The 14,686-nt window shown below is 50.2% G+C and carries 17 protein-coding genes; 16 read left to right on the forward strand and 1 reads right to left on the reverse strand.

What is annotated here, in order from left to right:
* Positions 1-14: 14 nt before the first annotated feature.
* The 4 genes from D5S11_RS00065 to D5S11_RS00080 all read left to right on the forward strand — a co-directional run bounded on the left by D5S11_RS00065 (position 15) and on the right by D5S11_RS00080 (position 2,953).
* Positions 15-698: a uracil-DNA glycosylase gene (locus D5S11_RS00065; protein WP_012118732.1), complete on the forward strand. Its 684-nt coding sequence runs from the start codon at positions 15-17 to the stop codon at positions 696-698.
* A gap of 59 nt (positions 699-757) precedes the next feature.
* Positions 758-1,180 carry a YwdI family protein gene (locus tag D5S11_RS00070; RefSeq protein ID WP_015387535.1) on the forward strand — a complete coding sequence of 141 codons (423 nt, stop codon included), beginning with the start codon at positions 758-760 and terminating at the stop codon, positions 1,178-1,180.
* Between the two features lie 18 nt (positions 1,181-1,198).
* Positions 1,199-2,518, forward strand: coding sequence for a purine/pyrimidine permease (locus tag D5S11_RS00075; RefSeq protein WP_007407695.1), 1,320 nt, complete (start codon positions 1,199-1,201; stop codon positions 2,516-2,518).
* A 63-nt stretch (positions 2,519-2,581) separates the two neighbouring features.
* Positions 2,582-2,953, forward strand: a complete 372-nt coding sequence (locus D5S11_RS00080; RefSeq protein WP_007407694.1) for a DUF423 domain-containing protein — start codon at positions 2,582-2,584, stop codon at positions 2,951-2,953.
* 46 nt (positions 2,954-2,999) lie between these two features.
* On the opposite strand, the gene gerQ is transcribed toward D5S11_RS00080, so the two are convergent.
* The gene (gerQ, locus tag D5S11_RS00085) at positions 3,000-3,551 is read right to left on the reverse strand and encodes a spore coat protein GerQ (protein WP_007407693.1); all 552 of its coding nucleotides are present in this window, start codon (positions 3,549-3,551) and stop codon (positions 3,000-3,002) included.
* 280 nt (positions 3,552-3,831) lie between these two features.
* Between gerQ and D5S11_RS00090 the strand changes: the two genes are divergently transcribed.
* The 12 genes from D5S11_RS00090 to bslB all read left to right on the forward strand — a co-directional run bounded on the left by D5S11_RS00090 (position 3,832) and on the right by bslB (position 14,660).
* Positions 3,832-4,602 carry a glycosyltransferase family 2 protein gene (locus D5S11_RS00090; RefSeq protein WP_003150972.1) on the forward strand — a complete coding sequence of 257 codons (771 nt, stop codon included), beginning with the start codon at positions 3,832-3,834 and terminating at the stop codon, positions 4,600-4,602.
* A gap of 4 nt (positions 4,603-4,606) precedes the next feature.
* Positions 4,607-6,031, forward strand: a complete 1,425-nt coding sequence (locus tag D5S11_RS00095) for a capsular polysaccharide export protein, LipB/KpsS family (protein ID WP_047936285.1) — start codon at positions 4,607-4,609, stop codon at positions 6,029-6,031.
* Positions 6,032-6,053: 22 nt separating this feature from the next.
* Positions 6,054-7,223, forward strand: coding sequence for a DegT/DnrJ/EryC1/StrS family aminotransferase (locus tag D5S11_RS00100; protein WP_007407691.1), 1,170 nt, complete (start codon positions 6,054-6,056; stop codon positions 7,221-7,223).
* Positions 7,224-8,087 (forward strand): GNAT family N-acetyltransferase, encoded by an 864-nt coding sequence (locus D5S11_RS00105; RefSeq protein ID WP_047936284.1) that lies wholly within the window; start codon positions 7,224-7,226, stop codon positions 8,085-8,087.
* The gene (locus D5S11_RS00110; protein WP_047936283.1) at positions 8,087-9,208 is read left to right on the forward strand and encodes an N-acetylneuraminate synthase family protein; all 1,122 of its coding nucleotides are present in this window, start codon (positions 8,087-8,089) and stop codon (positions 9,206-9,208) included. The genes D5S11_RS00105 and D5S11_RS00110 overlap by 1 nt, the downstream gene beginning before the upstream one ends.
* Positions 9,201-9,941, forward strand: a complete 741-nt coding sequence (locus D5S11_RS00115) for a cytidylyltransferase domain-containing protein (protein ID WP_047936282.1) — start codon at positions 9,201-9,203, stop codon at positions 9,939-9,941. The genes D5S11_RS00110 and D5S11_RS00115 overlap by 8 nt, the downstream gene beginning before the upstream one ends.
* A gap of 1 nt (position 9,942) precedes the next feature.
* Positions 9,943-10,947, forward strand: a complete 1,005-nt coding sequence (locus D5S11_RS00120; RefSeq protein WP_047936281.1) for a PseG/SpsG family protein — start codon at positions 9,943-9,945, stop codon at positions 10,945-10,947.
* Between the two features lie 27 nt (positions 10,948-10,974).
* Positions 10,975-11,712: a sugar phosphate nucleotidyltransferase gene (locus tag D5S11_RS00125; protein ID WP_031378582.1), complete on the forward strand. Its 738-nt coding sequence runs from the start codon at positions 10,975-10,977 to the stop codon at positions 11,710-11,712.
* 2 nt (positions 11,713-11,714) lie between these two features.
* Positions 11,715-12,662: a dTDP-glucose 4,6-dehydratase gene (gene rfbB / locus D5S11_RS00130; protein WP_020957994.1), complete on the forward strand. Its 948-nt coding sequence runs from the start codon at positions 11,715-11,717 to the stop codon at positions 12,660-12,662.
* A gap of 20 nt (positions 12,663-12,682) precedes the next feature.
* The gene (gene rfbD, locus D5S11_RS00135) at positions 12,683-13,531 is read left to right on the forward strand and encodes a dTDP-4-dehydrorhamnose reductase (RefSeq protein ID WP_007407683.1); all 849 of its coding nucleotides are present in this window, start codon (positions 12,683-12,685) and stop codon (positions 13,529-13,531) included.
* A complete protein-coding gene (locus D5S11_RS00140; protein ID WP_007407682.1) occupies positions 13,528-13,983 on the forward strand; it encodes a dTDP-4-dehydrorhamnose 3,5-epimerase family protein in 456 nt (151 codons plus the stop codon). The genes rfbD and D5S11_RS00140 overlap by 4 nt, the downstream gene beginning before the upstream one ends.
* Positions 13,984-14,198: 215 nt before the next feature.
* Complete coding sequence (gene bslB, locus D5S11_RS00145) at positions 14,199-14,660, forward strand: biofilm surface layer hydrophobin BslB (protein WP_022537147.1); 462 nt, start codon at positions 14,199-14,201, stop codon at positions 14,658-14,660.
* The last annotated feature ends 26 nt before the right edge of the window (positions 14,661-14,686 follow it).

Here is a 14,686-nt window from a genome sequence, read left to right on the forward strand (position 1 = left end):
GGGGGACGGACAGTTTGAAACAGCTTTTAAAAGACAGCTGGTGGAATCAGCTGAAAGATGAATTTGACAAACCGTATTATCAAGAGCTGAGAGAAATGCTGAAACAAGAATACAGCAGCCAAACGATTTATCCTGACAGCCATGATATTTTTAACGCCTTGCATTATACGCCCTATGAGGATGTAAAAGCGGTCATTCTCGGACAGGATCCATATCACGGGCCAGGACAGGCGCACGGGCTTAGTTTTTCCGTTCAGCCCGGGGTCAGGCAGCCGCCGTCTTTGAAAAATATTTTCATAGAGCTTCAGGACGATATCGGCTGCTCCGTACCGAACCATGGATCGCTCGTCAGCTGGGCGAAGCAGGGAGTGCTTTTGTTAAACACAGTGCTTACGGTTCGCCGCGGTCAGGCCAATTCCCACAAAGGCAAGGGATGGGAGCGGCTCACTGACCGCATCATTGATGTGGTGAATGAAAGAGAGAAGCCGATTGTCTTTATCCTATGGGGGCGTCACGCGCAGATGAAAAAAGAGCGCATTGACACATCGAAACACATTATTATTGAATCGACTCATCCGAGCCCGTTTTCGGCAAGGAACGGTTTTTTCGGGAGCAGACCGTTTTCCCGTACAAACGCCGCCCTTGAAAAAATGGGGGAGCAGCCGATCGACTGGTGCATCCCCGACCTGCCGCAATAAACGGTTTTTTGAGGCGCTTCCGCCCGGCGGTAAGCGCCTTTTTTGGCGTTCAGGGCGGTATGCCGTCAGAAAAAATAACAAACTCAATTCTGCGATTCGCTCAGAAATTTGATAAAATGCAGGAAGAAGACAAATTACTGCTGGAGGATTTACTCATGAACATACATATCTCTGCTTTGATTCAGAAGATGGAAGAAGAACTGAGGCAGGCGAAAACGGCGACCCGCACCGAGGAGGTCAAAATGCACGCGGCTGCCATCCGCTCTCTGTGTGATGTCGTGCTCGGCACTCAGACGCACACCGCTCCGGCGCCAGTGCAGAATCCGATTCCGAAAGCGGCGCCGAAACCTTCCGCGTCTCCTTCGACAGACCCGCTGCTGCTTGAAAAAATGATGGGCAGCGCCGGGCTGAACCAATATCAGAAAAAAGCGAAAGACGAACGTGAGGAAGACGGAAACGGGGATTCCATTTTCGATTTTTAACAGGAGAGGTTGATTGACTTGAAACTGATACTCGGGGGTTTGCAATGGACGGCATTTATGATTGCGGCTGCGATTGTAGTTCCTGTCGCCATCGCACAATCATTTCACTTGAACCATGCCGATTCTGCCGCATTGATTCAGAGCACATTTTTTGTGCTTGGCGTCGCCGCGGTCATCCAATGTCTCCAGGGACATCGTCTGCCGATTAATGAAAGCCCGGCAGGCTTATGGTGGGGCGTATACACGATTTACGGCGGACTGACTGGCACGGTGTTCGCGACATTCGGCGAGACGCTGCGGGCGCTGCAGGGGGCGCTGTTATTAAGCGCTGTCTTTTTCTTTTTGTTCAGCCTTTTTAAAGTGATTGAACGGCTGGCCGTGCTGTTTACGCCGGTTGTGACCGGTGTGTATCTGCTGCTGTTGGTCATGCAGCTGAGTCAGCCGATTGTGAAAGGCCTTTTGGGCATCGGCTATTTAAAAAACAGCGTCGACGGCCTTGTATTCGGGCTCGCCATGGTTGTGACGGCGGCGATGTTCATCATGTCCCGATCGAATGTTACGTTCTTAAGACAGTATGCGATTCTCCTTTCGCTTGCCGGCGGATGGATCTTATTCGCCGTCTTCGGCGCTGCCAAACCGATTCAAATACCGGACCGCGTGATTCAGCTGCCGGCTCTTTTTCCGTTTGGAAAACCCGTGTTTGACAGCGGCCTGATCATTACGTCACTTTTCATTACCGTGCTTTTGATTGTCAATATGCTCGCGAGCATCCGGGTTGTAGAAGCGGCGGTGAAAAAATTCGGCGGCACCGTCGGGAAACGGCGTGAGCGTCCGGCTGGGTTTGCGGCTTCGATCAGCCACCTTTTGAGCGGACTGTCAGGGGGCATTGCGCCTGTGCCGATTTCAGGGGCGGCCGGTTTTATTGAGACGACGAAGCTTCCTTCGAAAAAGCCGTTTCTTTTGGGAAGTGTATTTGTCGTGATCATCAGTATGATCCCGCTATTTATGAATGCGTTTGCGAGTCTGCCCTCACCGGTCGGCTTTGCGGTAAACTTCGTCGTTTTCTCCACGATGGCCGGTCTCGCCTTTACGGAGTTTGACTCTTATGAGAAAGCGGAGCAAAAACGAATCCGCTCCATTATCGGTCTGGCGCTCCTGACGGGGGTCGGCGTAATGTTTGTGCCGGAGAGCGCGTTATCGGGGATGCATCCGATCCTGATTTCGCTCTTAAGCAACGGTCTTGTGCTCGGGACGCTGCTGGCGATAGCGATTGACCGAATCCAGCTTATCAAAAAGAAAAAATCCGACAATCTCGTGTCATCGGACGGCGGACGTTGAATTTTGCCGATGTTGGGTTATGATTGAATTGGAAACTTTAACGAAAAGGCGGGAGAAAAATAGATGAAAGTGTTTATTATTCTTGGTGCGATTAACGCTTTATTGGCCGTGGCGCTGGGCGCTTTCGGCGCGCATGGGCTTGAAGGGAAAATCCCCGATAAATATTTACAGGTGTGGCACACAGGCGTGCAATATCATATGTATCACGCGCTCGGTCTTCTGGCTGTCGCGTTTTTGACCGAAAAGCTTTCTGGCGCAGGCAGTGTTTCTGTTGCGGGTTGGCTGATGTTTGCGGGCATCGTTCTGTTTTCAGGAAGCCTGTACGTATTGAGCGTGACGCAGATTTCCATTCTCGGCGCGATTACACCGCTCGGCGGCGTGGCGTTTATCATCTCTTGGATTATGATTATCGTCGCGGCCGTCAAATATTTATAAAGAAAAAAAGCCAATCCTCTGTCAAATGAGCGATTGGCTTTTTGATTTATCTCGGAGAATAAGAAGACATGGAGTACGGATAAGTATAAGCGATTTCCTCATCAAACGTGATGTAATCAAGGTAAATGGTCAGAAGCAGATAGCGGGTGCCCGTTTTCGGATCGCTGATGATGATATGGTCACGTCCCGCCGCCTGAATCACACCGCGGAAAATCTTTGAATTCCATTCTTTGCTGTTTTCAAATGTCATATAAATCGTCGCTGTTTTGCCCCGGTTCAACCGCAGAATATTTTCAATGTATGACTCTTCAATCGGCAGCATGCCGGGAACGTTTTGTGACGATGATGGACCTGACGGAATCTGAAAGCTGCCGCCGCCCTGCTGCTGCGGCTGGCCGGGGAACCCCCCGCCGAAGCTCTGCTGGCCTTGCTGCATCGGCATTGTCATTTGCTGCTGCATCGGCATCATTTGTGATCCTTGGCCCTGAGGCTGCGGATAAGGATTAGGCCCGAGCTGCGGCTGGTATCCTTGCATATCCATTCCCATTCCCATCCCCATCCCCTGCATTTGCTGATATTGATTCTTTTTCGGTTTCATATTGTTCCTCCTTTGATGAAAACCTCTTGATGCTGAAACCTCCTGACAAGTATCAGACAGCCGACAGAGCGGCTGCTGTTTTTATCTATTCCACCATATGAGCCCAAAGAAAGATTTATGCGAAAAAAGAAAATACGCTCCAATGAGTCCGGACATCAGAGCCGGCTTTTTTTGTGCGCGCAATGCTGACTTTTCACATAATAGTCTGTATTCCTAGCGCATCTTCCGCATAAGGAACATATGATAGCGGTAGTTTCAGGTGCGAAAAGGGGGTGACGAGTTGCCTAAAGTGTCAGTGATCATGACGAGCTATAACAAAAGTGACTATGTGGCCCGCTCTATTAAAAGTATTCTGTCTCAAACGTTTACGGACTTTGAGCTGTTCATTATGGATGACAACTCAAATGAAGCGACATTGGCGGAAATACGTCCTTTTCTCACGGATGACCGCGTCCGGTTTTATCAAAGCGATGTATCGGGCGTCAAAGAAAGAACGGAAAAAACACGCTACGCCGCCTTGATTAATCAGGCAATAGAAATGGCGGAGGGCGAGTACGTGACGTATGCGACCGACGACAACACGTATGTGCCGGAACGGCTTGAGAAAATGGTGAAAGAGCTTGATGAAGACCCGGAAAAAGCCGTCGTGTATTCAAGTTCCAAAACCTATCATCTGAATCAGCGGAAAGAGACGGTGAAGGAGACGGCCAGGCCCGCCGAACGGATCGTGTGGAACGCGCCGTGCGCCATTGACCATTGTTCGGTCATGCACCGGTTTTCCGTGCTGGAACAGGTTAAATCGGCATTCGGTTCCTATTGGGATGAAAGCCCGGCGTTTTACCGGATCGGTGACGCCCGTTTCTTCTGGAGAGTGAATCATTTTTATCCGTTTTACCCGATTTCTGAGGAGCTTGATATCAATTATATTACCGATCAATCCATCCATTATCAGCTTTTCGCGGCGGAGAAAAACGAGTTTGTGAACAGCCTTCCGCAGCAGACCACGTGCCGGGAGCTGAGGGAATCATTAAAAAAGCTTGGAAAGGGGTGAGGGCTTGTCGGCATACTTAGCGAACTATTGGGTGCTGTACCGGCAGTATATTGACCTTTTTCAGTCACTTCGCTACAAAGACATCCCGCTCGCATTGATCAGTAATTTTTATCAATATATCAGTCCGGCGCTTCGGGAGAGCATGGAGCAGAACCCAGAGCTTTTCGGTCCGGCTGATCAGCATATTCCTGAAGCCGGTATACAGCCATATTATGATCAAAAAAGGCAAAACATTAAGAAAACAGATGAGAAACCGGTAAACGGAAAAGTCATTCTGCATTTCGATCATCTTCGGTTCACCGAGGGAAACTACCGGCAGTTTGACCCGGCAAAAACAGCGGTACTGGCCAGATGGAGTCTGCCTGACCATTACGGGCTGCCCGTTATCTGCAAATTGGAGCTGACGGGAATGGGGCAAAAAGGGAACCCCGTCCCTTATATTGAAAAAGCCCATTCCATTTTGAAAGAGCTTCACAGCCATCCCGCTTTCGGAAACAGAGAATTTCAGGAACGTTTGTATAAAGACATTCCATTATTTATTGAAGCGATTGACGCCATTGATATTTTGTTTACGGCCGAAAAGATTTCCGCCGTTGTAGTCGGCACGACGGAGGATATTTACAGCCGTGTGCTGGCGCTGATGTCCGCGAAAAAAAACGCCGTCAGCATCTGTCTTCAGCACGGAGCGCTCATGGGAGATGAAGCGTTTCTGCCCGTGTTTACGGACTATCAGGCCGTATTCGGGGCTTATGAAGCGGAGTGGTATAAAGCAAAAGGCTGCAGGGATGAACAAATCATCATCACGGGGCATCCCCGTTTCGACGAGATTTTCTCAAGAGAGCCGATAGATCAGGACACGTTTTACCGCAAACTTTCTTTTCTCCCGTCACAGCGGACGGTGCTGATCGCCACGCAGCCGTTTTCTGATGAATTTTATACGGGCGTGCTTGAAGAGCTTGCCGGCCAAAAGAACATGCAGCTCATTATTAAACCGCATCCATGGGAAATCGGCAAAAACAAGCTGGATGCTTACAATCAGGTGCTGCGGAAATATAAAGCAGGCAAAATCATCAAAAAAGAGATGGAGCTGTATGATATTCTCCCGTATGTTGACGCTGCGGTGACACAGACATCAACGGTCGGTCTTGAAGCGATGCTGTTTCAAAAGCCCGTGCTGATCGGAAAATCAGCGGGAACCCGCAGATACCCTTATTATCACTCACTTGGAGAATTTGTCTTTGAGGACCCGCAGGCACTTGCTCAGGAATTGATCCGGATATGCGAAAGCCCCGCAGAATATCAAAAAGCGGAACAGGCGCGCCGTGCTTTTGTCGCCGCGAACTACCCGGTTCAGGATTCGCTTGCCGCTTTATGCCAAGTGCTTCAGGAAAAAACCGGAGTCAGCTTCAGACGGGTTGACCCTTCATAAAAAAGATAGGAGCGCAAAGAAAATGGTGCAAAAAAGATCAGCTTTTCTTCCCTATTCATTGCCCATGATCGGGAAGGACGAAATTCAGGAGGTTATTGATACGCTTGAATCGGGCTGGCTTTCAAAGGGACCGAAAGTAGAGGCGTTTGAAAAAGCTTTTGCCGCCTGGACGGGGGCAAAGCACGCGATCGCGCTGAACTCATGTACCGCCGCTTTGTTTTTGGCCCTGAAAGCGAAAGGGATCGGTCCCGGCGACGAGGTCATCACGTCTGCCGTGACGTTCAGTTCAACGGCCAATACAATCGTGCACACAGGCGCCGTTCCGGTGTTTGTTGACATCGATCCGCTTTCGCTGAATGCGGACCCTAAAAAAATTGAGGCGGCCGTCACCCCGCGGACAAAAGCGATTGTACCCGTTCATTTCGCCGGCCAGTCGTGTGATATGGATCAGATTCTGGCCATTGCCGAAAAGCATCAGTTATTTGTCTTAGAGGATGCCGCACATGCCGTGTATACCACGTATAAACAGAAAATGATCGGATCAATCGGCGATGCGACGGCATTCAGCTTCTACGCGACAAAAAACCTGGCAACCGGTGAAGGCGGCATGCTGACGACGGACGATGACGGGCTCGCCGATCAGATCAGGGTGCTCAGCCTTCACGGCATGAGCAAAGGCGCGTGGAACCGCTATTCTTCAAACGGAAGCTGGTACTACGAGGTCGAAACGCCCGGCTATAAAATGAATATGTTTGATCTTCAGGCAGCGCTTGGGCTTCATCAGCTGAAACGGATTGACAGCATGCAGCAAAGAAGAGCCGACATTGCGAGCCGCTACCAGGACGCCTTCAGACACATGAAAGGGCTGACCATCCCGCATGTCAGTGATGACGGGCGGCATGCATGGCATCTGTATGTTCTTCAAATAGAGGAGCAGGAGGCCGGGGTCAGCCGGAACGATCTGATTTCCGCTTTAAAAGACCAATATAATATCGGTACAAGTGTTCATTTTATTCCGGTTCCGTTCCATCCGTATTATCAAAAAACGTACGGGTATAAGGAGACTGACTTTCCGGCCGCTGCAGCGTATTATCACCGCACCGTGTCACTCCCTCTTTATCCGTCAATGACAGATGACGACGTTGAATACGTCATTGCAGCCGTTACGGATATCGTCAAAGGGGCTGATTAGGTGTACAGACTGAGGGAAAATCTTGCGCAGGACATGATTCATACCTTCCTGCATCAGAAGGGCATTCAGACGGAAGCCTATGAATCGTCGCTCTGTTTATTGGAAGAAAACAGCCTTCAAGGCGTGATTTTATATGAAAACTCTTCGTGGGAAAGTCAATTGTTCCGAAAAAATATCATCAATGTGAAGCTTGCAGCCGCAAACAGCGCCGGACAGCTCAAAAGGCTGTTTCAGGAATTTTACGCGGCAAGGCGGGCGGACGGCACTGATTTTATATTTATTAAAATACCGGCTGAAGATATCGGCGCGATGCAGGTCGTTCAGCAGCTTCCGAACGCTTATTTTGTAGGGAGTCTGCTCAAGCTCGTCAGTCCGGTGCGTGTATATAACAGCACACCGCCGTTTGAGATTACAGAAGCCGGACCCGGCGACACGGAAGCGATCAGCCGGCTGGCCCGCGACGCCTTTACAAAAAGCAGGTATTACCAAGATCCCCGCCTCAGCTATGAAAGTGCAAACCGCCTGTTTGAAGAGTGGGCGCGGAATAACGCGGAAGGCAGAGCTTCGTTACAATTCGCCGCCACATATAAGGGAGAGACCGTGGGCTTTATTCAGGGGCTGTCTAAAGGCGATGAATTCGTCCTTGATCTGATGGCGGTAAAGCCGGGCTTTGAAGGGAAAGGAGCGGGATTCCATTTAGCGGCGCACATTATTGAACAATCATTGCGCTTTCAGCATAAGACTGTATCAGCGGGAACGCAGCTCCACAATGTAAGAGCCATCCGCCTGTATGAAAGAATGGGATTTAAAGCGGATGCGTCCTATTACTACTATCATGTGTGGCCCGGGAAGGAGGCGGACTGATGGCATCATGCCAAATCGGAACGAAGTCAATCGGCGAAGGTTCGCCCGTATTCATCATCGCCGAAGCTGGAATTAATCATGACGGAAAACTGAGCCAGGCGTTTGAATTGATAGATGCGGCCAGTGAGGCCGGCGCGGACGCGGTCAAGTTCCAAATGTTTCAGGCTGACAAAATGTATCAGAAAGACCCCGGCTTGTACAAAACCGCTGCGGGAAAAGACGTCTCGATATTTTCTTTAGTGCAATCAATGGAAATGCCCGCTGAGTGGATCGAACCGCTGCTTGAATATTGTAAGAAAAAAGGCGTGCTGTTTTTAAGCACGGTATGTGACGAAGGCTCTGCCGACTTACTGTATGCGACTTCCCCTTCAGCTTTTAAAATCGCCTCCTACGAGCTGAACCATCTGCCGTTATTGAAATATGTCGCGGGGCTGAAGACCCCGATTATCTTCTCCACCGCGGGCGCTGATATTTCAGATATTCAGGAGGCTTATCAAACCATTACCGGCGAGGGGAACAAAGAAATTGCGATCATGCATTGTGTGGCGAAATATCCCGCGCCGCCTGAATACAGCAATCTGAGCGTCATTCCCATGCTTGCCGCCGCATTCCCGGATGCAGTGATCGGTTTCTCCGATCACAGCGCCCATCCGTATGATGTGCCGTGCGCGGCGGTCAGGCTCGGAGCGAAACTGATTGAAAAGCATTTTACGATCGATAAAAACCTGCCCGGTGCTGATCACTCCTTCGCCCTCAATCCGGATGAATTAAAACAAATGGTTGCGGCGATCCGCTCAGTTGAAGCGGAGCTGCGGCAGGGGCATCACGCTTCGGTGCCGGAAGTGCTGTCGGGAAGCTCCCATAAAACCACGACACCGATTGAAGGAGATATCAGAAGGTTCGCTTACAGAGGCATTTTTTCAACAGCGCCGATTCAAAAAGGCGAATGTTTTACGGCGGAAAACCTTGCCGTCCTTCGTCCCGGCCAAAAACCGCAGGGGCTCCACCCGAGATATTTTGAACTTTTAACTGACGGGACGCGTGCGGTCAGGGATATCCCCGCTGACACGGGCATCACTTGGGATGACCTTTTGACGAAAGGCAGCCCATATGATGACTGACATTTTGTTTATCATTCAGGCGCGGATGGGAAGCGGGCGTCTTCCCGGCAAAGTGCTGAAACCGATCGGCGGGTATACGATTCTCGATATGATTGTCAAAAGGGTTCGGCAAAGCGCGTATTATGATCAATCGCGGGATAATCTGATCGTCGCCGCGTCTGACAGCAAGACCGACGACATTCTGTCTGCGCACTGCCTCAGCAAGAACTACCGTGTGCACCGCGGCAGCGAGCAGCGCGTGCTTGACCGGTTTGCACAAGTCATCGAACGAGTAAAACCGGACATCGCAGTCAGACTGACGGGGGATAACCCGTTTGTCGACCCTTCGCTGCTTGATTTTCTGATTCAATCGCATTTAGATCAGCACGCGGACTACACGTATATCTGCGGTACACCGCTTGGCATCGGCGGCGAGGCGGTAAGCGCGCGACTTTTAACGGAGATCAATGCCGACAAAACGCTGGCGGACAAATACCAGGAACATGTCACGCTTTTAATAAGAGAATCTCCTGAGAGGTACCGGCTTCTCTTTCCTGAGCCCCCGCAGGAACTCCGGGCTCCTCACTTGCGGATGACCGTCGATACAGAAGAGGACTACAGGCTGGCCCGCGAGCTGTACGTAAAAGCGGGCTCGCGTCCTGATATTCCGGCAAAAGAATTGATCTATCTGCTGAATAGTGATCCGGAGCTCAGGGCCATTAATCAAATGATCCGGCAAAAAGAGGCTGATTAGCATGCGGGTTCTGATTTTCGCTGACGGGGGCCGTGACATCGGCATGGGGCACGCGGTCCGGATGAAGCTGCTTGCCGGTGCCATTAAGAACAATTGCTCAATAACGTTCTGCACAAATAAAGAGGCTTCTTCTTATCTGTCATCTGATCAATGGGAAGTGATCATCAAGCCTGACAAGGGACAGAAGGAATTTATTGTCCGGGAAATAAACAGGCAGGCTCCTGACCTTCTCATATTCGATCTGCTCGATATGCCGTGTGACTGGTTAGAGGAAGTCAAAAAGCATTCATCGGCACGCATCGTCTTATTTGAAGAAAAACGGGAACATGTCATTCATTTATGCGATGCCGTTATAAACGGCATTTACGGCGGGCTGAAAAGCCGGACGGTCCAAATGGGCAGCGCCGCTGTATATGAAGGCCCGGAATATATGATTCTTCATCCGGGTTTTGAAAAAGCAAAGCAGCTCTATCAACTGAGAAAAGAATGCCGGACCATATTGGTCTCATTAGGAGGAAGCGACCCGAAGAAGCTTGTCTTTAAAGTGATGGAAGCATGCCGCCGCATCCCCGACATTCAGCGAAAACGAGTGATCATCGTCATGGGCGGCGCCGCGCCTCATGCTGATAACGTGCGCGCGCATCTTACACAAATGCCTTATGCCGAGATGGTAAGGCAGACAAATGACATGGCCGCGCTTCTTTCGAGGGCTGATATGGCCGTCGTGTCCGGCGGGATCACTTTATATGAAACCATTTGTACAGGTGTGCCCTGCATCGTACTTTCTCAAGTGGAGCATCAAACTGAGACGGCAGAAAAATTCGCCGCACGGGGGGCCGCCGTTCATCTCGGCCTTGGTGAATGCATATCACCGGACGTTCTCGCTCGGCATATGTCTGACATGGCCGCTGATTATCCGATGCGGACCGGACTTCATCAAAACGGAAAGCCGCTGGTTGACGGCAGGGGCATCAAACGGGCGGCGGCGATTCTTTATGATTTGTGATAAAACCACACGTAAGGAAGTGTTCATGTGAAAGGTGTTATCTTAGCCGGAGGCACCGGCTCACGCCTTATGCCGCTGACAAAAGCGGTCAATAAGCATTTACTCCCTGTCGGTCCATATCCGATGATTTACTGGTCGATCATGAAGCTGGAAGAAGCGGGGATTACAGATATTTTGCTGATTACGCAAAAAGAATATATTCCGCAATTTCATAAACTTCTCGAAACCGGAGAAGAGCTCGGCGTCTCAATCACATATCAGGTTCAGCCAGCCGCATCCGGCATATCCGACGGTTTATCATACGCAAAGCGGTTTACCGGGCGCGATCCGTTCGTTCTGCTTTTGGGAGATAATATTTTTGAAGATTCATTAAAACCTTATACGGAGCGTTTCGCAAAGCAGGGAAAAGGAGCAAAAGTGCTGCTGAAAGAAGTGGACGACCCGGAGCGCTTCGGCATCGCCGAGATTGATGAGAAAAACAAACGGATCAAGTCGATCATTGAAAAGCCGGAGCAGCCGCCGACCAGACTATGCGTCACAGGGATCTACATGTACGACGCAGAAGTGTTTTCTTATATTGAACAAATTTCCCCTTCAAAACGCGGCGAACTGGAAATTACGGATGTCAATAATTTATACATTGAACACAGTGAGCTGACGTATGATGTGTTAACGGGCTGGTGGGTGGATGCGGGCACGCATGAATCGCTCTACCTCGCCGGAAGCCTGGCGCATCAGGCATTACAGAAAGGACAGGAGCATTAATCATGCCAAAATCATATTTAATTACAGGGGGCGCCGGATTTATCGGCCTTACCTTTACAAAGATGATGCTGAAAGAAACGGACGCGCAGATTACCGTCCTGGATAATCTCACGTATGCAAGCAGGCCGCTTGAAATAGAAGCCTTAAAAAAGAACGGCCGTTTCCGTTTTATCAAAGGTGACATTTCTAAAAAAGAGGACATTGACAAAGTCTTTTCCCAAATGTATGACGCTGTCATTCATTTTGCGGCTGAATCCCATGTGGACAGAAGCATAAATCAGGCAGAGCCGTTTATCACAACAAATGTGATGGGCACATACCGACTGGCGGACGCGGTGTTACAGGGAAAAGCCGGCAGGCTGATTCACATTTCCACAGATGAGGTGTACGGAGATTTGGCGCCGGATGATCCCGCTTTTACGGAGACGACGCCGCTTTCTCCGAACAATCCGTATTCGGCCAGCAAGGCAAGCTCAGACCTGCTCGTCATGTCTTACGTGAGAACCCATAAGCTTCCTGCCATCATTACAAGATGCAGCAACAATTACGGGCCGTACCAGCATCACGAGAAAATGATTCCGACCATTATCAGGCATGCCGTAAACGGCACGCCGGTTCCGCTGTACGGCGACGGGATGCAGATCAGAGACTGGCTGTTTGCCGAAGATCATTGCCGCGCCATTAAGCTCGTGCTGGAAAAAGGAACACTCGGTGACATTTACAATATCGGCGGAGGAAATGAACGGACGAATAAAGAGCTTGCGTCATTTATCATGAAGGAGCTCGGTGTCGAGGAACGGTTTGCTCATGTCGAAGACAGAAAAGGGCATGACCGCCGTTACGCCATCAATGCCTCAAAGCTGAAAAATGAGCTGGGCTGGCGGCAGGACGTCACATTTGAAGAAGGAATGAGAAGAACCATTCGCTGGTATACAGACAGCCAAGACTAATCGGAAAGAAGGGGATCCGATTGACGAAGGTATTAGTAACCGGAGCGGCCGGCCAGCTGGGGCGGGAGTTATGCCGCCAGCTGAAGCGGGAAGGGTATGAAGTGATCGCCTTGACAAAAGCGATGATGAACATATCCGACCAGCGTTCGGTGCGGCACTCGTTCAGCCATTACAAGCCGGATATCGTCGTCAATACGGCGGCATACACCTCCGTTGACAAATGTGAAACGGAGCTCGACAAAGCGTATTTAATAAACGGAATCGGCGCTTATTATGCCGCGCTTGAGGCTGAAAACACCGGCGCGAAATTCATTCACATCAGCACCGATTACGTCTTCAGCGGCAAAGGAACACGGCCATACCAGACCGATGATCCCGCAGATCCGGGCACGATTTACGGAAAAAGCAAAAAACTCGGCGAAGAACTGATCCGGTTAACGGGAAAAAACCACACCATTATCAGAACGTCGTGGGTGTACGGCAGCGGCGGGCACAACTTTGTCAATACGATGCTGAAACTTGCGGATACACATGATCAGGTGCGTGTCGTTAACGATCAAGTCGGAGCGCCGACGTACACAAAGGATTTAGCCGAAACGGTGATCGGTCTGTTTGACAGGCCGCCGGGCTTATACCACGCCGCAAACAGCGGAGTGTGCAGCTGGTATGAATTTGCCAAGGCTATTTTTGAAGAAAGCGGCAGAACCGCCTCCGTGCTGCCCGTCACGACGGAGGAATACGGAAATGAGACGCCGCGCCCCGCTTACTCGGTGTTGAGTCTTGAGTCGATTGAACGGCAGGGGCTCGGCATGAGGCATTGGCGGGAAGCGCTGCATGATTATTTACAAAGGGAGGGACAGTGCAAGTGATCGAAGGCGTAAAAATCAAAAAGCTGATCAAACACAGCGATGACCGGGGTTTTTTCTCAGAACTCGTCCGTGACGATGAACATCTCTTAGAGCGTTTCGGGCAGGCTTCCTGGTCCAAAAGCTACCCCGGCGTCATTAAAGCATTTCACTATCATGAGAAACAGGATGACCTGTGGTTTTTTCCGACGGGCCACGCCCAGGTCGTGCTGCATGACCTTCGCGAAGAGTCGGCAACCAAGGGAGAAACGGATGTCTACTACATGGGAGAAGACAATCCGATGCTCCTTCTCATTCCTAGGGGCGTCGCACACGGGTACAGAGTGCTGGGTGAAACCCCGCTGACCATTATTTATTTCACGACAATGTCCTACAATCCGGATCAGCCTGACGAAAAAAGAATTCCGTGGAATGATGACACCATCGGATTTGACTGGCAGACGGCTCACCGATAGCGCACAAGACGAAGACAGCGGATGTCTTCGTTTTTTGTGCTGATTCATCTCGTGAAAAATAAATGATTGAATATTCTAAAAAATAATTTACTTCCATGGATAAAGGTGGTAGATTATTCTCAGGAAAAGAGAAACCCAATTCGCGAATGGAACCATCAGACACGCTTTTCCGGCAGAGGACGCTCTGAATCCCATATGATCTGGAGGAATTCATGATGTTAAAAAGAAAATCATTTTCGGCCTTTCTCATCAGTGCTGCGGTATTTTCATCTGTGTTCTTGCCATCTTTTCATGCGAACGCCCAATCTGCCGTTATTGAAGCGAAAACCGTCAATAGTACGAAAGAATACGCGACGTCTGATATTGAAGTCACATACAAGCCGAATGCGCTGCTTGCCGTCGGCGCCGTTGAATTTCAATTTCCTGACGGGTTCAACGCCACTGTGAGGGACTCTGTAAACGGAAGAACACTGAAAGAAACGCAAATTCTCAACTACGGAAAAACGGTCAGACTTCCGCTTACCCTTGACTTATTGGGCGCGTCTGAATACAATCTCGTCCTAGTGCGTAAAAACCTTCCGCGCGCGGGCGCGTATACAATTAAAGGCGATTACGTAAACGGTTTGGGGGCCGGCAGTCTTTATGCCGAAACAAAGCTGGTTATTGACCCGCGTTAATCGGGGATGAAAGAGGCTGACAACAG

It is taken from the genome of Bacillus sp. L75 (assembly GCF_003676355.1).
Taxonomy (GTDB): Bacteria; Bacillota; Bacilli; order Bacillales; family Bacillaceae; genus Bacillus; species Bacillus velezensis.

Excerpts from the sequence above, each read along its gene's own strand:
- D5S11_RS00070 (WP_015387535.1), top strand. The coding sequence starts at position 758 with ATGCCGTCAGAAAAAATAACAAACTCAATTCTGCGATTCGCTCAGAAA.
- bslB (WP_022537147.1), top strand. The coding sequence starts at position 14,199 with ATGTTAAAAAGAAAATCATTTTCGGCCTTTCTCATCAGTGCTGCGGTA.
- D5S11_RS00110 (WP_047936283.1), top strand. The coding sequence starts at position 8,087 with ATGGCATCATGCCAAATCGGAACGAAGTCAATCGGCGAAGGTTCGCCC.
- D5S11_RS00100 (WP_007407691.1), top strand. The coding sequence starts at position 6,054 with ATGGTGCAAAAAAGATCAGCTTTTCTTCCCTATTCATTGCCCATGATC.
- D5S11_RS00115 (WP_047936282.1), top strand. The coding sequence starts at position 9,201 with ATGACTGACATTTTGTTTATCATTCAGGCGCGGATGGGAAGCGGGCGT.
- D5S11_RS00120 (WP_047936281.1), top strand. The coding sequence starts at position 9,943 with ATGCGGGTTCTGATTTTCGCTGACGGGGGCCGTGACATCGGCATGGGG.
- D5S11_RS00080 (WP_007407694.1), top strand. The coding sequence starts at position 2,582 with ATGAAAGTGTTTATTATTCTTGGTGCGATTAACGCTTTATTGGCCGTG.
- rfbB (WP_020957994.1), top strand. The coding sequence starts at position 11,715 with ATGCCAAAATCATATTTAATTACAGGGGGCGCCGGATTTATCGGCCTT.
- gerQ (WP_007407693.1), bottom strand. The coding sequence starts at position 3,551 with ATGAAACCGAAAAAGAATCAATATCAGCAAATGCAGGGGATGGGGATG.